At 69.6% G+C, this 21567-nt stretch carries 18 protein-coding genes; 11 read left to right on the forward strand and 7 right to left on the reverse strand.

The genetic code is table 11. The features are described from left to right. Nucleotides 1-86 precede the first annotated feature (86 nt). The 4 genes from tkt to ACE3QP_RS06760 all read left to right on the forward strand — a co-directional run bounded on the left by tkt (nucleotide 87) and on the right by ACE3QP_RS06760 (nucleotide 5938). Nucleotides 87-2105, forward strand: a complete 2019-nt coding sequence (gene tkt / locus ACE3QP_RS06745; RefSeq protein ID WP_374434652.1) for a transketolase — start codon at nucleotides 87-89, stop codon at nucleotides 2103-2105. Nucleotides 2106-2132: 27 nt separating this feature from the next. Further along, complete coding sequence (locus ACE3QP_RS06750) at nucleotides 2133-3140, forward strand: hypothetical protein (RefSeq protein WP_374434654.1); 1008 nt, start codon at nucleotides 2133-2135, stop codon at nucleotides 3138-3140. Further along, nucleotides 3137-4135, forward strand: coding sequence for a type I glyceraldehyde-3-phosphate dehydrogenase (gene gap / locus ACE3QP_RS06755; RefSeq protein WP_374434655.1), 999 nt, complete (start codon nucleotides 3137-3139; stop codon nucleotides 4133-4135). Before ACE3QP_RS06750 ends, gap begins: the two co-directional genes overlap by 4 nt. 96 nt (nucleotides 4136-4231) lie before the next feature. Beyond that, the gene (locus ACE3QP_RS06760; protein WP_374434657.1) at nucleotides 4232-5938 is read left to right on the forward strand and encodes a S8 family peptidase; all 1707 of its coding nucleotides are present in this window, start codon (nucleotides 4232-4234) and stop codon (nucleotides 5936-5938) included. Between the two features lies 1 nt (nucleotide 5939). Here the strand turns inward: ACE3QP_RS06760 and ACE3QP_RS06765 are convergent, their stop codons facing one another. Genes ACE3QP_RS06765 through ACE3QP_RS06775 form a run of 3 tightly spaced genes read right to left on the reverse strand, consistent with a single transcriptional unit; the run spans nucleotide 5940 to nucleotide 7854 of the window. Beyond that, nucleotides 5940-6653: a hypothetical protein gene (locus ACE3QP_RS06765; RefSeq protein ID WP_374434659.1), complete on the reverse strand. Its 714-nt coding sequence runs from the start codon at nucleotides 6651-6653 to the stop codon at nucleotides 5940-5942. Beyond that, nucleotides 6650-7399 (reverse strand): biotin--[acetyl-CoA-carboxylase] ligase, encoded by a 750-nt coding sequence (locus ACE3QP_RS06770; protein ID WP_374434660.1) that lies wholly within the window; start codon nucleotides 7397-7399, stop codon nucleotides 6650-6652. Before ACE3QP_RS06770 ends, ACE3QP_RS06765 begins: the two co-directional genes overlap by 4 nt. Continuing rightward, nucleotides 7396-7854, reverse strand: coding sequence for an SET domain-containing protein (locus ACE3QP_RS06775; protein ID WP_374434662.1), 459 nt, complete (start codon nucleotides 7852-7854; stop codon nucleotides 7396-7398). The genes ACE3QP_RS06770 and ACE3QP_RS06775 overlap by 4 nt, the downstream gene beginning before the upstream one ends. A 101-nt stretch (nucleotides 7855-7955) precedes the next feature. Between ACE3QP_RS06775 and ACE3QP_RS06780 the strand changes: the two genes are divergently transcribed. Both ACE3QP_RS06780 and ACE3QP_RS06785 read left to right on the forward strand, forming a co-directional pair. Next, nucleotides 7956-10490 carry a DNA topoisomerase III gene (locus tag ACE3QP_RS06780; protein ID WP_374434664.1) on the forward strand — a complete coding sequence of 845 codons (2535 nt, stop codon included), beginning with the start codon at nucleotides 7956-7958 and terminating at the stop codon, nucleotides 10488-10490. A 12-nt stretch (nucleotides 10491-10502) separates the two neighbouring features. Next, the gene (locus tag ACE3QP_RS06785; protein ID WP_374434666.1) at nucleotides 10503-12347 is read left to right on the forward strand and encodes an ATP-binding protein; all 1845 of its coding nucleotides are present in this window, start codon (nucleotides 10503-10505) and stop codon (nucleotides 12345-12347) included. Nucleotides 12348-12462: 115 nt separating this feature from the next. On the opposite strand, the gene ACE3QP_RS06790 is transcribed toward ACE3QP_RS06785, so the two are convergent. From ACE3QP_RS06790 to ACE3QP_RS06800, 3 genes are all read right to left on the reverse strand, one after another. Next, nucleotides 12463-13206 (reverse strand): DUF2306 domain-containing protein, encoded by a 744-nt coding sequence (locus ACE3QP_RS06790; protein WP_374434667.1) that lies wholly within the window; start codon nucleotides 13204-13206, stop codon nucleotides 12463-12465. Nucleotides 13207-13355: 149 nt separating this feature from the next. Continuing rightward, nucleotides 13356-14357 carry a hypothetical protein gene (locus ACE3QP_RS06795; RefSeq protein ID WP_374434669.1) on the reverse strand — a complete coding sequence of 334 codons (1002 nt, stop codon included), beginning with the start codon at nucleotides 14355-14357 and terminating at the stop codon, nucleotides 13356-13358. Nucleotides 14358-14537: 180 nt separating this feature from the next. After that, nucleotides 14538-15521 carry a PHB depolymerase family esterase gene (locus tag ACE3QP_RS06800; RefSeq protein WP_374434671.1) on the reverse strand — a complete coding sequence of 328 codons (984 nt, stop codon included), beginning with the start codon at nucleotides 15519-15521 and terminating at the stop codon, nucleotides 14538-14540. Nucleotides 15522-15809: 288 nt separating this feature from the next. Here ACE3QP_RS06800 and ACE3QP_RS06805 point away from each other — a divergent pair, with 288 nt between their 5' ends. The 5 genes from ACE3QP_RS06805 (at nucleotide 15810) to ACE3QP_RS06825 (ending at nucleotide 20519) form a co-directional block, all read left to right on the forward strand. After that, nucleotides 15810-16838: a tetratricopeptide repeat protein gene (locus ACE3QP_RS06805; protein ID WP_374434673.1), complete on the forward strand. Its 1029-nt coding sequence runs from the start codon at nucleotides 15810-15812 to the stop codon at nucleotides 16836-16838. A 33-nt stretch (nucleotides 16839-16871) separates the two neighbouring features. Beyond that, nucleotides 16872-17276, forward strand: coding sequence for a hypothetical protein (locus ACE3QP_RS06810; RefSeq protein ID WP_374434675.1), 405 nt, complete (start codon nucleotides 16872-16874; stop codon nucleotides 17274-17276). Nucleotides 17277-17308: 32 nt separating this feature from the next. Next, on the forward strand, nucleotides 17309-18397 hold the full coding sequence (locus ACE3QP_RS06815; protein WP_374434676.1) for a sensor histidine kinase: 1089 nt from the start codon (nucleotides 17309-17311) through the stop codon (nucleotides 18395-18397). After that, a complete protein-coding gene (locus ACE3QP_RS06820) occupies nucleotides 18394-19164 on the forward strand; it encodes a LytR/AlgR family response regulator transcription factor (protein ID WP_374434677.1) in 771 nt (256 codons plus the stop codon). The genes ACE3QP_RS06815 and ACE3QP_RS06820 overlap by 4 nt, the downstream gene beginning before the upstream one ends. Before the next feature lie 62 nt (nucleotides 19165-19226). Then, nucleotides 19227-20519, forward strand: coding sequence for a glutamate-5-semialdehyde dehydrogenase (locus ACE3QP_RS06825; protein ID WP_374434712.1), 1293 nt, complete (start codon nucleotides 19227-19229; stop codon nucleotides 20517-20519). A gap of 310 nt (nucleotides 20520-20829) precedes the next feature. On the opposite strand, the gene ACE3QP_RS06830 is transcribed toward ACE3QP_RS06825, so the two are convergent. Beyond that, nucleotides 20830-21564 carry an SDR family NAD(P)-dependent oxidoreductase gene (locus ACE3QP_RS06830; RefSeq protein ID WP_374434679.1) on the reverse strand — a complete coding sequence of 245 codons (735 nt, stop codon included), beginning with the start codon at nucleotides 21562-21564 and terminating at the stop codon, nucleotides 20830-20832. Between the last annotated feature and the right edge of the window lie 3 nt (nucleotides 21565-21567).

Consider the following 21567-nt stretch of genomic DNA (forward strand, 5'->3'; position numbering starts at 1 on the left):
CGGAAGTGTCGCGCCAGGCTTCGTCTGGCCTTGAGCGGGCACTCCCTAAAATCGCAGGTTTTCCCTGATTCACCCCCACCCCCACCATGCCCCAGAACACCGCCTTGATGGCCAACGCAATTCGCGCGCTGGCGATGGACGCCGTCCAAGCCGCCAACTCCGGCCACCCCGGCGCCCCCATGGGCATGGCCGAATGCGCCGTCGCGCTCTGGGGCGGTGCCCTGAAGCACAACCCGGCCGACCCGAAGTGGAGCAACCGCGACCGCTTCGTGCTGAGCAACGGCCACGGCTCGATGCTGATCTACGCGCTGCTGCACCTGACCGGCTACGAGCTGCCGATCAGCGAACTCAAGGCCTTCCGCCAGCTGCACAGCAAGACCCCCGGTCACCCCGAAGTGGACGTGACCCCCGGCGTCGAGACCACCACCGGCCCGCTGGGCCAGGGCATCGCCAATGCCGTGGGCATGGCGCTGGCCGAGAAGCTGCTGGCCGCCGAATTCAACCGCCCCAGCCACAGCATCGTCGACCACCACACCTATGTCTTCCTGGGTGACGGTTGCATGATGGAAGGCGTGAGCCACGAGGCCTGCGCGCTGGCCGGCGCCTGGAAGCTGAACAAGCTGGTGGCCGTGTACGACGACAACGGCATCAGCATCGACGGCCAGGTCGCCCCCTGGTACATCGATGACGTCAGCAAGCGTTTCGAGGCCTATGGCTGGAACGTCATCGGCCCGGTCGATGGCCACGACGTCAAGGCCATGGCCGCCGCGCTGGAGCAGGCCAAGGCCAGCACCGAGAAGCCCACGCTGATCCGCGCCAAGACCGTCATCGGCCAAGGCAGCCCGAACCGCGCCGGCACCGCCAAGGCGCACGGCGAGGCCCTGGGCCCGGACGAAATCAAGCTGACCCGCGAGGCCCTGGGCTGGAGCCACGAGCCCTTCGTCATCCCCGCCGCCGTCTACGCCGATTGGGACGCCAAGAAGGCTGGCGCCAAGGCGCAGGAAAAGTGGCAGAAGGCCTTCGACGGCTACGCCAAGAAGCACCCGCAACTGGCCGCCGAGTACCAGCGCCGCATGGCCGGCGAACTGCCGGAAAGCTACGCCAAGCTGGTGGCCGACCTGCTGGCCGAGACCGACAGCAAGGCTGAGACGGTGGCCAGCCGCAAGGCCAGCCAGCTGGCGCTGGAAGCCTTCACCGCCGCCCTGCCCGAACTGCTGGGCGGCAGCGCCGACCTGACCGGCTCCAACCTCACCAACACCAAGAGCACGCCGGCCCTGCGCTTTGATGGCGCCGCCCCGAACGGTGGCCGCCACATCAACTACGGCGTGCGCGAGTTCGGCATGGCCGCCATCATGAACGGCGTGGCCCTGCACGGCGGCTACATCCCCTACGGCGGCACCTTCCTGACCTTTAGCGACTACTCGCGCAACGCCATCCGCATGGCCGCGCTGATGAAGCGCCGCGTGGTGCATGTGTTCACGCACGACTCCATCGGCCTGGGTGAGGACGGCCCGACCCACCAGTCGATCGAGCATGCCGCCAGCCTGCGCCTGATCCCCGGCCTGGATGTCTGGCGCCCGGCCGACACCGCCGAGACCGCGATGGCCTGGGCGGCGGCGATCGCCCGCCAGGACGGCCCCAGCGCGTTGCTGCTGAGCCGCCAGAACCTGCCCTACGCCCCCAAGGCCGATCTGGGCCTGATGGCGCGTGGCGCCTACGTGCTGGCCGAGCCCCGCGAGGTGGGTCTGAAGAAGAAGGCCCAGGCCGTCATCGTCGCCACCGGTTCGGAAGTGCAGTGGGCCCTGCATGCCCAGCAGCAGCTGGCGGCCGAAGGCATCGCGGTGCGCGTGGTCTCCATGCCCTCGACCTCGGTGTTCGACCGCCAGGACGCCAAGTACAAGGCGGCCGTGTTGCCCAAGGGCCTGCCGCGTGTGGCCATCGAGGCCGGCGTGACCGACGGCTGGTGGAAGTACGGCGTCGACGCCGTCATCGGCCTGGACCGCTACGGCGAATCCGCCCCTGGCAATGTGCTGTTCAAGCACTTCGGCTTCACGGCGGAGAACGTCGTGGCCACCGTCAAGGCGGTGCTGAAGAAGAAGCGCTGAAGCGTTCGCTCAGGAAAAGGGAGGCTCATGAACAAGAAGACGATGTTTTCAACGCTGGTTCTGTTGGCCTCCCTTGCGGGAGGCGCACAGGCCAGCACCACGGCGCTGCCGGATCCGCGCATCGCCGAGCGCCTGGCCTGCCTGCAGCGGCCGGCCGCCAAGCCGGACTTCCCGGCGCGGCATAAGTACGACGGGCGGCGCGGCATGCTGCGCGTCAAGCTCCGCTTCGAGCCGAACCGTGCCAAGCCCAAGATTGAGGTGCTCTACGCCTTGGCCGACGCCAGCATGCAGGAGCTGGCCTTCGATTACCTGGAGGCCTACCGGCTGCCTTGCCTGCAGGAGGGAGACCCTCCGATCGAGGCCGTGCAGGAAATGGAGTTCAGCCCGAATTCGGATCCCGAGCCCATGCCCCTGGTCGTCGGCGACGCCGCCGATCCCTGCGTGGTGATGCCGCGGGAAGGTCCGGACTACCGGCCGGTGATGTCCTCCTCGCGCATTCAGCACGTGATTGCGCACGCACGCTTCGACACGGCGGAGGCCCCCGAGGTTCGCTTCCTGTACAGCACCGGCGACTCCAGGGCCGAGCAGGCCGTCAAGGAATACCTGGTGCGCTACCGCATGCCTTGCCGCAAGGCAGGTGACCCGCCATTCGAGTTCGAGCAATCGTTCCACCTGGACCCCGGCAATGCGACCGGGCGCCATGTGCTGACTCGCACCGAGCTGGGGCTGAGGGAGTTCCTGGGCATGGTCAAGAATGTGGACAAGCTGACGGCCGACTTCGACCTGAACACCATGGCCTGCCCCTTCAAGCTGGCCGTCAACTTGCGGCAACCGCTCCTGCCGAATGCTGTCAGTGAAATCGGCCGCCCCGACCCCAATCGGCTGGCCTTCCTGCGTTGGCTGAGTCAGCTGCCCATGAACTGGCGCGACCCGCGGCAAGAGAACGAGCTCTTCAATTCGCGCATCAACCTCACCATCCCTTGCGGCGTGGTGAGGCTCAATCCCCCACCGTCCCCCCAAGGAGTCTCCTCATGACCATCAAGGTTGGCATCAACGGCTTCGGCCGCATCGGTCGCATGGTGTTCCGCGCCGCCATCGCGAATTTCAAGGACATCGAGATCGTCGGCATCAATGACCTGCTCGAACCCGATTACCTGGCCTACATGCTGACCTACGACAGCGTGCATGGCCGCTTCAAGGGCGATGTGGCCGTCGAGGGCAACACCCTGGTGGTGAACGGCAAGAAGATCCGCCTGACGGCCGAGAAGGACCCCGCCAACCTGAAGTGGAACGAAGTGGGCGCCGATGTGGTCATCGAATCCACGGGCCTGTTCCTGACCAAGGAAACCGCCGAGAAGCACCTGGCCGCCGGCGCCAAGAAGGTCATCCTGTCGGCGCCGAGCAAGGACGACACGCCGATGTTCGTGTTCGGCGTCAACGACAAGAGCTACGCCGGCCAGGCCATCATTTCCAACGCCAGCTGCACCACCAACTGCCTGGCCCCGGTGGCCAAGGTGCTGAACGACAAGTGGGGCATCAAGCGCGGCCTGATGACCACCGTGCACGCCGCCACCGCCACGCAGAAGACCGTCGACGGTCCGAGCAACAAGGACTGGCGCGGCGGCCGCGGCATTCTGGAAAACATCATCCCCAGCAGCACCGGTGCCGCCAAGGCCGTGGGCGTGGTGATCCCCGAGCTGAACAAGAAGCTGACCGGCATGAGCTTCCGCGTGCCGACCAGCGATGTCTCGGTCGTCGACCTGACCGTCGAACTGAACAACCCCGCCAGCTACGCCGAGATCTGCGCCGAGATGAAGGCGCAGAGCCAGGGCGCACTGAAGGGCGTGCTGGGCTACACCGAGGACAAGGTGGTGGCCACCGACTTCCGCGGCGAGCCCTGCACCTCGGTGTTCGATGCCGAAGCCGGCATCGCGCTGGACAGCACCTTCATCAAGGTGGTGAGCTGGTACGACAACGAGTGGGGCTACTCGAACAAGTGCCTGGAAATGGTGCGCGTGGTCGCTGGCTGAGCCACCCCGCTTTCCGTTTCGTAAAGCCCCGCAGGCGCAATGCCTGCGGGGCTTTTTCTTGCACACTGGCCGCTCACTTCGCCCCCGCCCCCCACCATGCCCCGTCCCTCGCAACTCCTGGCTGCCCTGGCCCTGCTGGGCCTTTGTTCGACGCCCGCCCTGGCCCAGGCCAGCCTGGAAGGGCGCGTGATCGTGCGCCTGAAGGCCGACTCGCCCGGCGTCAAGGCCAAGGCCTGGCGCGAGCGCGCCGCCGCCTACGAGGTGCAGGACGTGGCCCAGCGCCGCGCCGACCGCCTGGCCCAGCGCGCCGCCCTGCCGCTGCTGCGCGCCGGCCGCAGCCTGGACGCCCGCACCCATGTCGTGCGCGCCAGTGGCATGGATTCGGCCACGCTGCGCCAGCGCCTGGCGCAGGACCCCGAGGTCGAGTTCGTGGTGGTGGACCGCATCCGCCGCCACAGCGCCGTGCCCAATGACGCGCTCTACGCCAGCGGTGGCACCGGCCAGGGTCAGTGGTACCTGAAGGCGCCCAGCGGCGCGGTGGCCTCGGCCATCAATGCCGAAGGCGCCTGGGACTTGACCGTGGGCTCGCCCAGCATCGCCGTGGCGGTGCTGGACACCGGCGTGCGCTACGACCACCCCGACCTGGCCGCCAACCTGCTGCCCGGCTACGACATGATCGGCACGGGCGACAACACCGGCAGCATCGTGCAGGCGGTGGCCAATGACGGTGACCTCGCCGATGCCGACGCCAGCGACCCGGGCGACTGGGTCTCGCAGGCCGATGTGGACAGCCGCCGCTTGGGCTCCAGTTGCACCAGCGACGACATCTCCCCCAGCAGCTGGCACGGCACCCATGTGGCCGGCCTGGTGGCGGCGGCGGGCAACAACGGCATCGGCATTGCCGGCACCAGCTGGAACAGCAAGATCGTGCCCGTGCGCGTGCTCGGCAAATGCGGCGGCTACGACAGCGACATCGTGGCCGGCATCAAGTGGGCGGTGGGTGCGGCGGTGCCGGGCCTGCCCGTGAACGCCAACCCGGCGCGGGTGCTGAACCTCAGCCTGGGCGGCGTCGGGCCCTGCACAGGCGAAGACGGCAAGCTCTACACCGAGGCCATCGCACTGGCCAACACGCGCGGCGCGGTGGTGGTGGTGGCGGCCGGCAACAGCACCGGCGAACCGGTGGACAGCCCGGCCAACTGCCCCGGCGCCCTGGCGGTGACCGGTCTGCGCCACATCGGCACCAAGGTGGGCTTTTCCAGCATGGGGCCCGAGGTGGCGATCGGCGCGCCGGGCGGCAATTGCGTGAACCTGCAGGGGGCCTGCCTGTACCCGCTGCTGTCCACCACCAATGGCGGCAGCCAGGGTCCGGGCCTGAATGGCTACAGCGACAGCGCGGCGGCGGTGGGCACCAGCTTCGCCACCCCCCTGGTGGCTGGCACCGTGGCCCTGATGCTGGCGCGCAACCCGGCGCTGACGCCCGACGAGGTGCGCACCCTGCTGCGCAGCACGGCACGCCCCTACCCCAGCACGGGCAGCGAGGCCTCCACGCAGCAATGCCCGGCGCCCAAGAGCGGTACCGAGGTGCTGGAGTGCTACTGCAACACCAGCACCTGTGGCGCGGGCATGCTGGATGCACGCGCCGCCGTGGCAGCCGTGCCCTTGCCTCCGGCACCGCCACCGGCACCCGCGCCCAGCCCCACGCCGGCGCCGCCGCCCAGCAGCGGCGGCGGTGGCGGCAGCAGCGGGCCCTGGAGCCTGCTCGGCTTGGTGGCCGCGCTGGCCGCTCTGGGCCGGCGGCGCTGAATCAGGTCGCGGAGGCCGGCGCGGCAGCGGCCGGGGCCGCCTCCGAGGCCGGTGGGGCGGCAGGCGCCACACCCGCGCCGGGGCAGGCCATCGGGCCGGGGCCCCAGCTGGGGTGCTTGGCCATCAGCTTTTCGGCCGGCCAGGCGCTGACGCGCAGCCAATGCTGGGTCTGCGAGGGCCGCAGCTCAGCCACGCGCAACGCGCGCAGGTTCTTGGTTTCGCGCAGGCGCTCGGCCTCGGCCTTGGCGGCTTCTTCGCTGTCGAAGCGCGCCACCAGCAGGCTGGGGCTGCTCTCACCCGGCACGTTCACGCCGCGCGGCTTGAGCTGGGCGCGCTCCAGCACGCCGCGTTTGCGCTCCAGGTCGGCGGTGTCGGCGGCCATGCGGCTCAGCACGCCCCATTGCGCGGCCTGCGGCCGGGTTTCATGGCGCCACTGGCCCACGGGCAGGTTGAGCTCGCTGCGCAGCGCGGCCTCGGCGGCCTGCCAGGCGGCCTCGTCGGCGAAGGGGCCGAGCATGCGGCACAGCGGCGGGGCGCGGCGCAGGGCCTCGGCCTGCGCGGCATCCAGCAGCTTCAGGCGCTCGGGGTGGAACTGTGCGGCCAGGCGCTCAGGTTCGCGCTGCTCGCCCTGGCTGCGCGGCCCCAGCCAGCCCGCGCCCCAGGCCCAGAGCAGGCCGTTGGCCAGCAGCAGCACCAGCAGCCAGGCGCGCATCATGATGGGCTTCCCCAGCGCAGCTGGGCCTCGCCCGAGGCCAGCGCATGCAGCTGGCCCTGGGCATCGCGCAGCAGCAGCTCGCCACTGCGGCTCACGCCTTCACCCAGGCCCTGCACGCCGCTCAGTTCCAGCGGCAGGCCGCGCAGGGCGTCGCGCGCCGCATAGCGGGCCTGCCAGGGCGCAAAGCCCTGCCAGCCCTGCAGCAGATCCACCAGCACCGGGGCCGCGGTGGCCAGGGCGGTGGGGGCGCTCCAGCGCGGGTCCAGCTGCTGCAGGCCGGCGCTGGGCAGGCCCACGTCGGCCGGCGGCGGGGCGATGTTCAGGCCCACGCCCAGCACCAGGGCGCGCGGACTGCCGCCCTGGGCCACGGTCTCGATCAGGATGCCGCCGAGCTTGCGGCGCTCGAACCAGAGGTCGTTCGGCCACTTCAGCTGCACGCGGGCGTCCAGCGCCTCGGCCAGGGCCGCACCCACGGCCAGCGACAACCCTTCCAGCGGCGCCGTGCCCCAGGGCCAGGCGATCGACACCGTCAGCGAGGCGCCTGGCCAGCTCTGCCACTGGCGGCCCAGGCGGCCGCGGCCGGCGTCCTGCTGCTCGGCCACCAGCACGCAGGGGCGCGCCAGGCCGGCGCGGGCGCGTTCCAGCAGTTCGGTATTGGTGGAGCCGCAGCGGGCCAGCCATTCCAGCTCGACGCCAGGTCCCAGCGCCTGGCGCAGGGCGGGCAGGCCCCAGTCCAGTGTGCTCATCGCTTGGGGGCGAGCATGGTGCCGCGGCAAGTCGGCGCCCCGCACAGGCACAGGTACTGGCGCTTGAGCTTGGCCGTGTAGCGCTCGTCCACCACCAGCTGGTAGTCGTAGAACAGCTCCTCGCCGGGCTCCAGGTCGCGCAGGGCATGGATGAAGACGCGGCCCTCGATCTCGTTGGCCTCGCAGTTCGGGTCGCAGCTGTGGTTGATCCAGCGCGCGCTGTTGCCACCGAAGCGGGCGTCGATGACGCCGCCGCCTTCCAACGAGAAGTAGAAGGTGTGGTGCGGCTCCTTCGGGTCGGCCGGGTGGCGCTCGTCCGCCTCGGCGTCGCTGATGCGCTCGCCCTTGTATTCAATGATGCGCTCGCCCGCGGCGATGGGCCCCACCGCATAGACGCCGCGGCCGTGCACGCCGGAGCGGCGAACCTGGATGCGACGGGGCAGCGAAGAAGCCATGAAACGATTCGTATAGTGAATTCAGGGGTGCGCGCGCGTGTGTGCGTGCACGCGAGGCCGCGGATTGTGCAGCAGCCCCCATCCAACACAGCGAAGAACCCATGAGCCTGAAGACCCTGGTCATTGCCGAGAAGCCGTCCGTCGCGCTGGACATCGTGCGCGCCCTGACGCCCCAGAGCGGCAAGTTCGAGAAGCACGACGAGTACCACGAGAACGATCACTACATCGTCAGCTCGGCCGTCGGCCACCTGGTGGAGATCGCCGCGCCCGAGGGCGTGGACCCCAAGCGCGGCAAATGGAGCTTCGCCAACCTGCCGGTCATTCCGCCGCACTTCGACCTGCAGCCGATCGACAAGAGCAAGAGCCGGCTCAACGCCCTGGTCAAGCTGATCCGGCGCAAGGATGTCGAGCACATCATCAACGCCTGTGACGCGGGCCGCGAGGGGGAGCTGATCTTCCGCTTGATCGTGCAGTACGCGCAGCCGGCCCGCGGCAAGTTCGAGAAGAAGATCGAGCGCCTGTGGCTGCAGAGCATGACGCCGCAGGCCATCCGCGACGGCTTTGCCAAGCTGCGCAGCGACGCCGAGCTGATGCCCCTGGCCGAGGCCGCGCGCTGCCGCTCCGAGGCCGACTGGCTGGTCGGCATCAACGGCACCCGCGCCATGACGGCCTTCAACAGCCGCGACGGCGGCTTCTTCCTCACCACCGTGGGCCGGGTGCAGACGCCCACGCTCTCCATCGTGGTGGAGCGCGAGGAAAAGATCCGCAAGCACGTGGCGCGCGACTACTGGGAGGTGCGCGCCCAGTTTGACGCCGTGGCCGGCCAGTACGAGGGCAAGTACATCCAGCCGGACTTCAAGAAGGGCGATGACCCCGAGGCGCGTGCCGACCGGCTCTGGGACCAGGCCGCCGCCTTGGCCATCGCCGCTGCCGTCAAGGGCCAGCCCGCCACGGTGACGGAGGAGAGCAAGCCCAGCACCCAGGCCAGCCCGGCCCTGTTCGATCTGACCAGCCTGCAGCGCGAGGCCAACGGCCGCTTCGGCTTCAGCGCCAAGACCACGCTGGCCCTGGCCCAGGCCCTGTACGAAAAGCACAAGGCCCTGACCTACCCGCGTACCGACAGCCGGCACTTGCCCGAGGATTACCTGGCCGTGGCCAAGCAGACCGCCGAGATGCTCAAGGACGCCAACCCGGCGGGCCTGGGCGTGCATGCGGCCACGGCGCTGAAGCAGGGCTACATCAAGCCCACCAAGAAGGTGTTCGACAACACCAAGGTCAGCGACCACTTCGCCATCATCCCGACCCTGCAGCCGCCCGGCGGCCTGAGTGAGGCCGAGGCCAAGCTGTACGAGCTGGTGGTCAAGCGCTTCCTGGCGGTGTTCTTCCCGGCCGCCGAGTTCCAGGTCACGACGCGCATCTCCGAGGCCGCCGGCCACCGTTTCCAGACCAATGGCAAGGTGCTGGTCAACCCCGGCTGGCTGGCCATCTACGGCAAGGAAGCGCAGGACGACGACGCCACCCTGGTGCCGGTGGCGCCCGGCGAAAAAGTGCGCGTGGAGAGCGTGGACGTGAAGGGCCTGCAGACCAAGCCGCCGGCGCGCTACAACGAAGCCACCCTGCTGGGGGCGATGGAGGGCGCGGGCAAGCTGGTGGACGACGACGAGCTGCGCGAAGCCATGGCCGAGCGCGGCCTGGGCACCCCGGCCACGCGCGCCGCCATCATCGAAGGCCTGATCACCGAGAAATACATGCTGCGCGAGGGCCGCGACCTCATCCCCACCGCCAAGGCCTTCCAGCTGATGACCCTGCTGCGCGGCCTGGAAGTGGAGGAACTGACCCAGCCCGAACTGACTGGCCAGTGGGAATACCAGCTGGCGCAGATGGAGAAGGGCAAGCTCAGCCGCGAGGCCTTCATGGCCGACATCGCCAAGATGGCCGAGCGCGTGGTGGCCAAGGCTAAGAGCTACGACCGCGACACCATCCCGGGCGATTACGCGACGCTCCAGACCCCCTGCCCGAGCTGCGGCGGCGTGGTGAAGGAGAACTACCGCCGCTTTGCCTGCACGAAGTGCGAGTTCTCGATCACCAAGATCCCCGGCGGCCGCAGCTTCGAGCTGGCCGAGGTGGAAGCGTTCCTGCAAGCCAAGCGCATCGGCCCGCTGGAGGGCTTCCGCTCGCGCCTGGGCCGCCCCTTCACGGCCGAGCTGCAGCTGGTGTTCGACGACGAGATCAAGAACTGGAAGCTTGAGTTCGACTTCGGCGACGACAAGAACAAGGACGACGGCGAGCCGGTCGACTTCAGCGATCAGGAAAGCCTGGGCGCTTGCCCCAAGTGCAAGGGCCATGTCTACGAGCATGGCGCCAACTACGTCTGCGAGCACGCCGTGGGTGCGCACATCACCTGCGACTTCAAGAGCGGCAAGGTGATCCTGACCCAGCCGGTGGAGCGCGCGCAGATGGGCAAGCTGCTGCACGAGGGCGGCACCGATTTCCTGGAGAACTTCGTCTCCAACCGCACGCGTCGCAAGTTCAAGGCCAAGCTGGTGTGGGACGGCAAGGCCGGCAAGGTGAACTTCGAGTTCGAGCCGCGCGCCGCCAAGGCGCCGCGCAAGGCCCCCGCCAAGAAGGTGGCCTGAGCCTCGCGCACCGTGGCCGTCACCAGCCTGCGCTCCCGCCTGGCCCTGGGCCTGGCTCTGGCCGCGGCCCTGATCGGGCTGGCCGGGGGCGGGCTGTGGTCGGTCACCGAGGCGCGCAAGCTCCGGCTCGGGCTGGAGGCGCGCCAGACCCGCCTCGCCGCGCTGGCGGCCAATGGCCTGGCGCCGCCGCTGTGGAATCTGGACATGGCGGCGGCGGGGGCCATCCTCGACACCCTGATGAGCGACCCCGAGGTCAGCCGGGTCGAGGTGCAGCCCAGCGACACCAAGTCGCCCCCGCTCGCGCGGGAGCGCGGCAGTGCCGATACCGGGGTGCTGATCGAGCGCCGCTTCGACGTCACCTACACCAGCGGCGGCAGCCAGTCTCGCGTCGGCACGGCACGTCTGGTCGTCAGCACCGCGCAGATCGATGCCGAGCTGCGCACCACCCAGCGCTTCATCGTCGGCCTGCTCTCGGCCGTGCTGGCCGCCTTGGTGATCGGCTGCTACTGGTGGGTCAACAACTTGGTGCGCGGCCCGATGGCGCGCCTGGGCGAGATGGCCCGGCGCGTGGCGGCGGGCGATCTGGGCACGCGCATGAAGGTCGAGCGCCAGGACGAGATGGGGGAGCTGACCGAGCAGTTCAACCGCATGAGCGAGCGCCTGGCCAGCGCCACGCACGAGCTGCGCCAGAGCGAGGCGCGCTACCGCAGCCTGTTCGAGAACGCCAGCGAGGGCATCTTCCAGACCGACCACCGCGGCCGCCTGGTGGACTTGAACCTGGCGCTGGCGCAGATGCTGGGCTTTGCCAGCCCGCAGGCCGCGCTGGCGCACAGCCGCTCGCTGCGCCGCCTGGCCCATGTGCCGCCGCGCGACCTGCGCCGCCTCATCGGCATGCTGAACCGCCAGCAGCGTGGCGTGCAGCGCCTGCCGCTGCTGATCGAGACCCTGGCCGGCGAGCCGCGCTGGATCGAGATCTCACTGCACCGCGTGCGCGAGGGCACGCGCCCGGTGCGCATCGAAGGCCTGGCCATCGACATCACCGAGCGCCAGATGGCCGAGCAGGCCCTGGCCTTGCACCGCGAGCACCTGGAAGAACTGGTGACCGCGCGCACCGCCGAGCTGAAGGAGGCGATGCAGAAGGCCGAGGCCGCCAACCAGGCCAAGAGCCGCTTCCTGGCGACGATGAGCCACGAGTTCCGCACGCCGCTGAACGCCATCCTGGGCTTCTCGCAGCTGCTCAATCTGGACGGCAGCCTGGGCGCCGAGACGCGCCGCAAGCTCAACCTCATCCAGGACAGCGGCGAGCACTTGCTTGCGCTCATCAACGACCTGCTGGACATGGCCGCCGTCGAGGCCGGCCGCGTGCAGCTGCACCCACAGACCGTGCAGCTGCGTTCGCTGCTGGAGCTCTCCAGCGCCATCGTGCGCCCGCGCGCCGAACAGAAGGGCCTGGACTACGCGCTGCTGATCGACCCCGAGCTGCCCGAGCGCGTGCTGGTGGACGGCCAGCGCCTGCGCCAGGTGCTGCTGAACCTGCTCTCCAACGCCGTCAAGTTCACCGACCGCGGCCATGTGCAGCTGCAGGTGCAGCGCCTGGCCAGCGCCCCCGGCCGCGTGCTGCTGTACTTCGAGGTGGCCGACAGCGGCCCCGGCCTCAACGAGGCCCAGCAGGCGCGCCTGTTCCAGCCCTTTGAGCAGGTCAGCGAGGGCCCGCGCCGCCGCGAGGGCAGCGGCCTGGGCCTGTCCATCAGCCAGCAGCTGATCCGCCTGATGGGCGGGCAAATCCGCATCGACAGCACGCCCGAGCGCGGCAGCCGCTTCTTCTTCGAGCTGGACTTGCCGGTGGTGGAGGCTTGAGCCGGGGGGGCGCCCCTGTCTCATCACCTCTAGAGCGCGAAGGCCAGCCGCAACGCCTGGCCCTCGTGGCTCTCCACGAGCAGGGTGATCGACCTCATCAAGTCGCCGGTCACATTCAGGTGACGGCGCCGCCAGGGAGGCGCGTGCGGCTGCGGCGCCGGGAGGCGCCGTGGCCGACATGGCCCAGCCAATAGAGCAGCAAGCCCAGGATCAGCAGGGCCGGCAGAAACAACCACCCCCGCAGTGCCTTCGGGAACAGCTGCGACTGGCCCAGGAACAGGGCATTGGCCGCGATGAAGAACGCCACGGTCATGCGCCACAGATGTCGCGCCAGGCGCGTCGCGCCCGTGACGCCTCGCTTCAGGATCAGCCGCAGATCGCCCACCGCCGCCAGGCTGCCGATGATCATGAACATCACAAAGGCAGCGGCCGGCTGGCCGTCCAGCTTTCCGCTGGTGCTTTGGGCCGCCAGGCTCATCAGGTAGGCGCTGGCGCCCACCACGGACGAAGCGGTCAACAACAGCCCGTAGTCGTAGGCGCCGATCTGACCCGGCTTGCGTTTGACGGCGCTCCAGCTGCTAAGCACCAGGTAAAAGGTGAGCACGCCAGCGATGACAGAGGCCCTCTCGGGCGTGGGTAGAAACGGCGCCACCACGGCGCCGATGGCGGCCATGATCAGCATGGAGACGACAAAGATGTTGCCGGCCAGGCGGTGCCCGCGTGAACCCTTGCGGACCATGAAGGCGGCCGCACCTGACAGCAGGCCGACCGTGCCGGCACCGATGTGCAGATGGAGCACCAGCGCGGCGGCGGCATGCACGAGCACGGGGGCGTCGGGGGAGATGTGCAGGATGCTCATGTCGATTGCCTGTCAAGAAGTGCCCGGATCAGGGCCGGCCCGTTGGGCTCCATGGAAGAAGGACCCGGCAGGCGGGGGGCGGTCAGGGAGGCAAAGCGGCGCAAACGCCCGGAGAAGAACGGAGCCATGGGGGTCAAACGCAATGACGCTCACTCGGCGTCGGCCGGCCAGCGCGCCAACAGTGCCCACAGCAGGTAGAGACCGACCACCGTGCCGATGGGAAAGGCGCCCAAGGTCAGGAGCGCGCCCAAGACGCCCGCGCCGCGCCCCCAGCGCCGGCCGGCGGCCACCGCCCGGCCGGCCATCACCAAGCCCCAGGCAGCGCCGGCCGAGCCCAGCATCAGCAGCAGGCTGGCGCCGCCGACTTCGCGACTGCCCTCGCCGAATCGCGCCAGCAGCAGCGCGGCCGCCAACGCCCCGAGCAGGTAGCCCGATACGCGCAACAGCAGCGCCGCGTTGCGCATGGGCTTGACGGACCCGGCGGACATGCCGAGGCGAAGCCGGGGCGCGGTGGCGTCCGCCTCCAGGCCGAGCGGCGTGCCCGCCGAGGCAGCAGCCAGGGCCTTCATCAGGTCCTGCAGCTTGATCTTGCTGCCGATGACTTCCTTGAGCTGCACCATGCGGTGCAGGGCCTGCGCCAGCTCCTGCGCGTTGGGCCGCAGGCGGCGCAGTGCGCGCACGAGCACGGGCAGCACCTCCTGGTGGATGAAGCGCCCCTTGAGGTCGATGCTGGTGGTCTGGAAGCGCGCCGTCACCTTGGGCGCCAGCAGCACGAAGGGCTGCAGGATCAGTGCCTGGCGGTCTTGTGGGGGCAGGCCCAACGGATCGAAGCGGATGCGGTCCTCTTGATCCAGGTGGGCGCGGTAAGCCTCGTCCAAGTCGGGACAGGTGGTCTTGCGCAGCGCGGCCAGCGGCAGCGGGGTCGGGGCCAGCGCGGCGTAGCCGGTGGGTTCGGCCCTCAGGTCGATGCCGCAGCTCAGGCAGCGGCGTTCGTAGCCGACCAACTCGCCCTCACCCACGCTGATGTAGTACAGATGCCCGGCCGAGCCCACGCGGGTGATCTCGAAGGCTTGGGCGCTGGCGCAGATCGGGCAGAAGTCTGCCGCATAGCCCAGCGGGGTTCTCACGGTCTTGCGTCCCCAGATGATCATTGGTGGTTCCTATGGCTTGAAATGCCCTTGAATGGGCCGGTCGCCCAAGGGGTGCTGGCAAGGTTGAGCGACGGCGCGCTGCTTGCCAGTAGGGTCGTTGGCCGCGCGCTCCGGGCCATGCCGGAGCCTTGCAGGCCGGCCCGCAGCGCCGCGTGAGCGGCGTCGATGACCGCCACACGCTCATTTCGGCTGCCGATCGAAGAAGGCCCAGATCAGCGCCGGCCCGTTGGGTTCCACGGGGGCGGGCCCTAGCAGGCGGGGGCGGCGGGCCCAGGGCTGGGGCAGCACGTGGCCGGCGCCGTGCAGGGTCACCAGCTCCACCTCGGTGCGGCCGTCGGCCGCCTGCCAGCGCGCGTGCTCGACACGGCTGCCCTGCGCGGTCTGCACCTGGCTGACCTGGGGCTTGCCGGCGATGGCGTTGCGGTCCGCGAAGTACTGGGCCGACGCGGTGGAGGAAATGACCTCGCCGCCCTTGAAGAACAGCCCCAGCAGGTTGATCTCGCCGCCGGCATAGGGCACCAGCGGGTCCTCGGTGCCGTTCAGGATCATCACCGAGGGGGTCTGCGCGGCCGGCCGGCACTGGAAGTTCTGCGGCGCCGGCACATTGGCCAACGCGGCCGCCACCGCGCGGTAGCGCGTCGGGTCTTCGAGTGCCAGGCGCAGGGCCATCGAGCCGCCGTTCGACACCCCCGCCGCAAACACGCGCTGGGGGTCGACGCCCAGCTCGGCCACCAGCTTGTCCACCAGCGCGGCCAGGAAGGCCGCGTCGTCGGCGCGCGCGCCGTTCACGGTCGTGTCGCCGATCGAGCTGCAGTCGTTCCAGTCAAAGCCGAAGGACTTGGGGTAGACCACGGCAAAACCATGCTGGTCGGCCAGGCGCTCGAAGCCATAGCCCGTGCCCTCGCGAATGGCCTGCGTGCCTTCACCCGAGCCGTGCATCACCAGCACCAGGGGCGCGCCCTTGGGCAGGCCCTTGGGCACGTAAGTCCGGTAGTGGCGCTGGATTCCTGCCACCTCCATCGAGGCCTTGCTGAGCGTGCCGGAGAGCGGCGGCAGCTCGGGCGTGGGTGTGTAGAGGAAGTAGGCCAACAAGGCGGCCGCCAGCGCCACCAGGGCCAGCAGGCTGAGGAAGCCGGTCAACAGAAGGCGCGGAATTCTTTTCATGGCGGTGCGGTGGGTGCGGTCAGGGCGCCACTGTGACTCGGACCCGCCTGCCGCTGGATTTCAGCCGACCAAACACGCCGCCGCGCGGACAAGTGACGCCTGGCCAGGACCAACGACGCCCGCGCCAGCCCAAGCGCGTCCGGCGTCATTCGTCCCCGCCGGTCGTGCTTGAGAACCGGCACGGCGTGGCGGGTCTGAGCCGCTCGGCGGGCGGCCAGGCGGCTTCAAACAATGGCCCCGTCGCTTCGAAATGCAAGCCGCAACCCCTTCCTAGAAAGCCAGCCCGCCATGAATCCCCCCCGCACCCGCCGAACCGCTTGGATCACCGCCGCCATCACCGTTTTGGCCCTGGGCACCCCGCTGGGCAACGCCCAAGCCGCCGTCTTCAAGGATGCGCAGTGGGAGTCGCTGCACGAGGCCGGCAAGTTCACCGAGCTCGAACGGCAAGCGCTGGCCCGCCTGAAGACCCACCCCGCCGACGCCGAGGCCCGCGCCGCCCTGGTGCTGGGCCTGAGCCTGGCGGACCCCGCCGACGCCCAGCGCCTGGAGGCCGGCGCCCAGCAGGCCAAGCTGTGCACTGAGCAGCACCCGAACATGGCGGTCTGCCACCTGGCTGCGGCGCAGAACCTCGGCCTGCAGATGCTCAACATGGGCATGGCCAAGGCCATGCGCAGCATCGGCAGCCTGAAGGACCTCTGGATTCGCACCCTGGAGCTGGAGCCAACCAGCTTCACCGCCCGCGTGCAACTGGCCAAGCTCTATGTGACCCTGCCCGGCATCATGGGAGGCAGCACCTCCAAGGCCAAGGAACTGGAGGCGGCCGTGCGCAGCAGCCAGCCCGAGACGGCCCGCATCATCCGCTTGCACATCTTGGCCGAGGCCAAGCAGTGGGGCGAGATGGAAGCCGAGCTGCGGGCCCTGAAGCCCAGCCAGGATTCCGCCCTGCAGGAGGAAGTGCGCGAGGCCACCATGCAGCTCGCCCTCGAATACCTGAAGGGCGGCAAGGACCTGGCCAAGGCCAAGAGCCTGTACGAGACCCTGCAGCGCGATCAACCGGGTCGGGCGGCCGGCTTCTACGGCGCGGCGCGCGTACACGCCGCGCAGGGTCAGGCGGATGAAGCCATTCGCCTGTTCGAGCGTGCCAAGACGCTCGCCGGGGCCGACGACTACCCGATCGACCAGCGCCTGGGCGACACCCTGCTGGCCAAGGGCGACAAGGCGCAGGCCAAGTTGGTGTACGAGCGTTTCGTGGCCAACAAGCGCGCCAAGCCGGCCAATGTGGAAGAAGTGCGCAAGAGCCTGGCCAAGCTGGGCTGACCCATGTCCCAAGCCGCCACCGAGAACACGCCAATGAACGATGTCCCTCTCTGGCGCCTGAACCTGCTGCGCGCCTTTTACCTGCTCGTCACCGTGGGCCTGGCAATCAGCTTCGGCCCGTCAATGTTCCTGCACGGCGATCTGTGGGCCCAGCGCAAGGGCGAGACGGCGGCGCTGCTGAGCGGCCTGGCCATCCTCTGCGTCTGGGGCCTGCGCTACCCGCTGCAGATGCTGCCGCTGCTGATCTTCGAGCTGGTCTGGAAGAGCGTCTGGCTGCTGGCCATCGCCTACCCGCTCTGGCTGAACGGAGCGGTGACGCCGGCCGTGCAGGGGACCGCCGAGGCCTGCCTGATGGGGCTCGTGCTGACCCCGCTGGTGCTGCCCTGGCGGCACATTGCCCAGCACTACTTCCGCAAACCCGCCGAGCGGTGGCGCTGAGTGGCGCTCAAACTAAGCAGATAGGCTGACCCATGAGCTCCAACCCCTCCGCCCAACTCAACGCGCCCGCGCCGCCCGCCGACTGGCGCGCCCTGCTCGGTTGGCGGCGCGTGCGCACCGTCGCCATCGTCTGCGCGCTGTTCACCCTGCTGTTCAGCTTTGGCTGGAAGGCACCGATGTGGCATTTGGTGGCGCGGGTGTTCGGCGTGGGCCTGGCGCTGCTGCTGGTCTTCGGCCTGTTCGAGCAATGGCCGCGCCGCTTGCCCCGCTGGCTGCCGCGCTGGGTCCTGCAGGTGGTGGCCGTGGGGATCACAGTGCCGCTGGCTTTCTTTGTGGCCTTCCTGTTGGCCACCGCACCCGGCGCGCCGCCCTTCTGGCAGACCCCCCGTCTGGAAGGTTTCATGACGTTCACGTTCTTGGGCATGCTGGTGGCGCCCTGGACGGCGCTGGCGGCCTTGTTGCGCCATCGGGAGGCCAAGGTGGAAAAGCTCTCCGTCGACTTCGAGCTGGAGCGTAGCGAGATGGCCCGCCAGGCGCTCGACGCCCGCATGCGCCTGCTCACCGCGCAGGCACAGCCGCATTTCCTCTTCAACACCCTGGCCAATGTGGAAGCCCTGGTGGAAGCCGGCTCGCCGCGGGCCCCCAAGCTGCTGCATAGCCTGACCGAGTACCTGCGCGCCGCCGTGCCGCGCCTCGATGGCTCGGCCAACACCCTGGGCCAGGAGCTGGAACTGGTGCGCGCCTACCTGGAGCTGATGCAGATGCGCATGCCTGACCGGCTGGCCTTTGCGCTGCACATCGCCCCCGGCGTTCACGCGCTGAACTGCCCGCCGATGACCCTGCTGACCCTGGTCGAGAATGCCGTGCAGCATGGCATCGACCCCAGCCTGGAAGGCGGCCGCATCGACGTTCATGCCGAGGCCCTGGAGGGCGGGCGCTGCCGGCTGCGCGTGGTCGACACCGGCGTGGGCCTGCAGGCCAGCGGTGGCGGCCTGGGCACTGGCCTGGCGGCGCTGCGCGAGCGCCTGCTGTGGGCCTACGGGGGCAGCGCGACCTTGGAGCTGAACGAGGTCACGCCGCACGGTGTGGAAGCAAGGATCGAGTTCTCCGAGAAGCCATGAACCCCACTGCCCTGATTGCCGACGACGAGCCCCTGCTCCGCGAGATCCTGGAAGCACGCCTGGCCGCCGCCTGGCCGGAACTGCAGATCGTGGCGCAGGCCCGCAACGGCATCCAAGCCGTTGAGCTGTTCGAGCAGCACCAGCCCGCGATCTGTTTTCTGGACGTGCACATGCCCGGCCTCAGCGGAGTGGAAGTGGCGCGCCAGGTGGGCAAGCGCGCACACCTGGTGTTCGTCACCGCGTTCGACCAGTACGCGCTCGACGCCTTCGAGCACGGCGCACTGGACTACCTGGTCAAGCCCGTCACTGCGGCGCGCCTGGCCGGCACGGTGGAGCGCCTGAAGGCGCGCCTGCAGCAGGAGCAACCCGCCGTGCACAGCGAGCTGCTGCTGAGCCAGCTGGCTGCGCGGCTCAAGCTGGACCAACCCAAGCCCTTGGCCTGGATCCGCGCCACCGTGGGCGCCTCGCTGCGCATGATCCCGATCGACGACATCGACTTCCTCAAGAGCGACACCAAGTACACCCTGGTGGCCTATCGCGACGAAGGCCAGCCGGCCGAGGCGCTGATCCGCACACCGCTCAAGGACCTGCTGGCCCAGCTCGACCCGGCGCACTTCGCCCAGGTGCACCGCTCGGTGGTCATCAATCTGCGCTCGATCCGGCGCGTCACGCGCGGCGAGAACGAAACCGCCGACATCGAGCTCAAGGGCCGCCCGGAACGGCTGCCGGTGAGCCGCAGCTACCTGCACCTGTTCAAGGAGATGTAGGCACCGGGGTGAGCCGCGGCCGCGTTCGCCCGACCCCCACTGCACTGCACGCGAAGCCTCCACTGCCCCGGCGCGGCAGCCGAGCCGGGAGAATCGGGGCCATGCAGTCCTCCGAATTCGACGCCCTGGGCCAGGCCGCCCGTGCCGCCAGCCGCCAGCTGGCCGCCTCCAGCACCGCCGCCCGCAACCGTGCCCTGACCGAGCTGGCCGCGCTGCTGCGCGCCCCGCAGCCGCAGCTGGTGGAGGCCAATCAGGCCGACGTGGCGGCCGCCCAGGCGCGCGGCCTGGAGGCTCCGTTGGTGGACCGGCTGCGTCTCACCCCCGCCATCCTGGAGACCCTGGCCGAAGGCTGCGAACAGATCGCCGCCCTGCCCGACCCGGTGGGCGCGATGACGAACCTGCAGCGCCGCCCCAGCGGCATCCAGGTGGGGCAGATGCGCGTGCCCCTGGGCGTGTTCGGCATGGTGTTCGAGAGCCGGCCCAATGTCAGCATCGAGGCCGCGGGCCTGGCCATCAAGAGCGGCAATGCCTGCATCCTGCGCGGCGGCTCCGAGGCCCTGCAGAGCAATCTTGCCCTGGGCGCCCTGGTGCAGCAGGCGCTGCAGGCCGCGGGCCTGCCCGCCGCCGCCGTGCAGCTGGTGCCCAGCGCCGATCGCGCGGCCGTGGGCTGGATGTGCACCGCCACCGACCACCTGGATCTGCTGATCCCGCGCGGGGGCAAGAGCCTGATCGAGCGCATCGCTGCCGAGGCGCGCGTGCCCGTGCTCAAGCACCTGGACGGCAACTGCCATTGCTATGTGGATGAACAGGCCGATCTGGCCATGGCGCTCACCGTGGTGGACAACGCCAAGACCCAGAAAGTCAGCCCCTGCAATGCCACCGAGAGCCTGCTGGTGCATCGCAGTGTGGCGGCCGAATTCCTCCCACGCCTGGCCGCGTGCTGGGCGCCCAAGAAAGTGCGCTTCCACGCCTGCCCGGACAGCCTGCCCCTGCTGCCCGGCGCTGAAGCAGCGACCGATGCCGACTGGGCCACCGAGTACCTGGACTACCGCATCAGCGTGAAAGTGGTCGACAGCCTGGACGAGGCCATCGCCCACATCAACCGCTACGGCTCGCACCACACCGATGCCATCCTGACCCAGCACCACGGCCACGCCATGCGCTTTCTGCGCGAGGTCGATTCGGCCTCGGTGATGGTGAACGCCAGCACCCGCTTTGCCGACGGCTTCGAGTACGGCCTGGGCGCCGAGGTCGGCATCAGCACCGACCGCCTGCATGCGCGCGGGCCGGTGGGGTTGGAGGGGCTGACGACTTACAAGTGGGTGGTGTTGGGGGAGGGGCAGGTACGGGGTTGAGCGGTAGACCTTTGAGTGATCCTGCGTGAGAGCCCTCGGGGGCTTCACCCCCGAACCCCGACCCCTTTCTCTTTGTCTTGCCAAAGAGAAAGGGGGAAGAGAAAGGCGCCAATGCACGCAGCCGACCTAGGGTCGGCCGCGGCTGCGCGTCCGGTTCACATGGCTCCCACACCCCTCCTGGGACTGCGAAAACCTGCCCGCTAAGCTGGCCGGAGTACCGGCCGACTAGACCACCGCAAACCATCGCGGGCTTTCTGCGATGAACGGAGCCCCAACGAGCGCGGCGTCCCACGGGCTCGCACCGAAGCGCTCAAACGTCCCGTATGTCCGCGACCGGATCAGCACCATAGTCCGCGCGGTCCAGGTAGCGCAGCAGTTTGGCGGCCACTGCCTCGGCGGTCTCCAGCGCCCCATCGGCCTTGAAGGCGGCGAAGCGCGGCTGGTCGGGGAAGGCGGCGGGGTCGGCGCTGCGCAGTTGCACCTGCATGTCGGTGTCGATGATGCCGGGAGCAATCGAGACGATGCGGGCGCCGTTCGGCTTCAAGGCTTCATCCATCGCCATCGCGCGGCTCAAGTGGTCCATGCCGGCCTTGGCGGCGCAGTAGGGCGCGGCCGCGGCCATGGCGCGGCGGCCCAGGCCGGACGAGATGTTCATGATCTTGCGCGGCCGGCCCCATTGCTCGGTGGCGGCCAGGAAGGCGGCCGACAGCAGCAGCGTCGCTTCCAGTCCGACGCGCAGTGCACTGCTGAGCTGCGCCAGCGGCACCGCCTGCACCGGGCCCGGCGGGGTGACGACGCCGGCGTTATTGATCAGCACCAGCTCGCTGAACGCCCCCGGGCCTTGGCGGTGCAGCCAGGACTGCAGGCGTTCGGCCACGGGCTGCGGGTTGGCCAGGTCGGCCGTCCAGCTCTCCTGCCCGCCCTGGGCCAGTGCCAGGTTGTGGCGGCGGGCAATGCCCAGCACGCGGTCGCCCCGGGCCATCAGCTGTTCGGCCAGCGCGGCGCCGAGTCCGCGCGAGGCACCGGTGACGATGCAGAGCTTCATGGC

It is taken from the genome of Inhella sp., assembly GCF_041912635.1.
In the GTDB taxonomy this organism is placed as follows: Bacteria; Pseudomonadota; Gammaproteobacteria; order Burkholderiales; family Burkholderiaceae_C; genus Inhella.

Coding starts and splice junctions, on each gene's coding strand:
- ACE3QP_RS06750 (WP_374434654.1), top strand. CDS start 2,133: ATGAACAAGAAGACGATGTTTTCAACGCTGGTTCTGTTGGCCTCCCTT.
- ACE3QP_RS06790 (WP_374434667.1), bottom strand. CDS start 13,206: ATGAGCATCCTGCACATCTCCCCCGACGCCCCCGTGCTCGTGCATGCC.
- ACE3QP_RS06760 (WP_374434657.1), top strand. CDS start 4,232: ATGCCCCGTCCCTCGCAACTCCTGGCTGCCCTGGCCCTGCTGGGCCTT.
- tkt (WP_374434652.1), top strand. CDS start 87: ATGCCCCAGAACACCGCCTTGATGGCCAACGCAATTCGCGCGCTGGCG.
- ACE3QP_RS06765 (WP_374434659.1), bottom strand. CDS start 6,653: ATGATGCGCGCCTGGCTGCTGGTGCTGCTGCTGGCCAACGGCCTGCTC.
- ACE3QP_RS06830 (WP_374434679.1), bottom strand. CDS start 21,564: ATGAAGCTCTGCATCGTCACCGGTGCCTCGCGCGGACTCGGCGCCGCG.
- ACE3QP_RS06820 (WP_374434677.1), top strand. CDS start 18,394: ATGAACCCCACTGCCCTGATTGCCGACGACGAGCCCCTGCTCCGCGAG.
- ACE3QP_RS06780 (WP_374434664.1), top strand. CDS start 7,956: ATGAGCCTGAAGACCCTGGTCATTGCCGAGAAGCCGTCCGTCGCGCTG.
- ACE3QP_RS06815 (WP_374434676.1), top strand. CDS start 17,309: ATGAGCTCCAACCCCTCCGCCCAACTCAACGCGCCCGCGCCGCCCGCC.
- gap (WP_374434655.1), top strand. CDS start 3,137: ATGACCATCAAGGTTGGCATCAACGGCTTCGGCCGCATCGGTCGCATG.
- ACE3QP_RS06805 (WP_374434673.1), top strand. CDS start 15,810: ATGAATCCCCCCCGCACCCGCCGAACCGCTTGGATCACCGCCGCCATC.
- ACE3QP_RS06800 (WP_374434671.1), bottom strand. CDS start 15,521: ATGAAAAGAATTCCGCGCCTTCTGTTGACCGGCTTCCTCAGCCTGCTG.
- ACE3QP_RS06775 (WP_374434662.1), bottom strand. CDS start 7,854: ATGGCTTCTTCGCTGCCCCGTCGCATCCAGGTTCGCCGCTCCGGCGTG.
- ACE3QP_RS06795 (WP_374434669.1), bottom strand. CDS start 14,357: ATGATCATCTGGGGACGCAAGACCGTGAGAACCCCGCTGGGCTATGCG.
- ACE3QP_RS06770 (WP_374434660.1), bottom strand. CDS start 7,399: ATGAGCACACTGGACTGGGGCCTGCCCGCCCTGCGCCAGGCGCTGGGA.
- ACE3QP_RS06810 (WP_374434675.1), top strand. CDS start 16,872: ATGAACGATGTCCCTCTCTGGCGCCTGAACCTGCTGCGCGCCTTTTAC.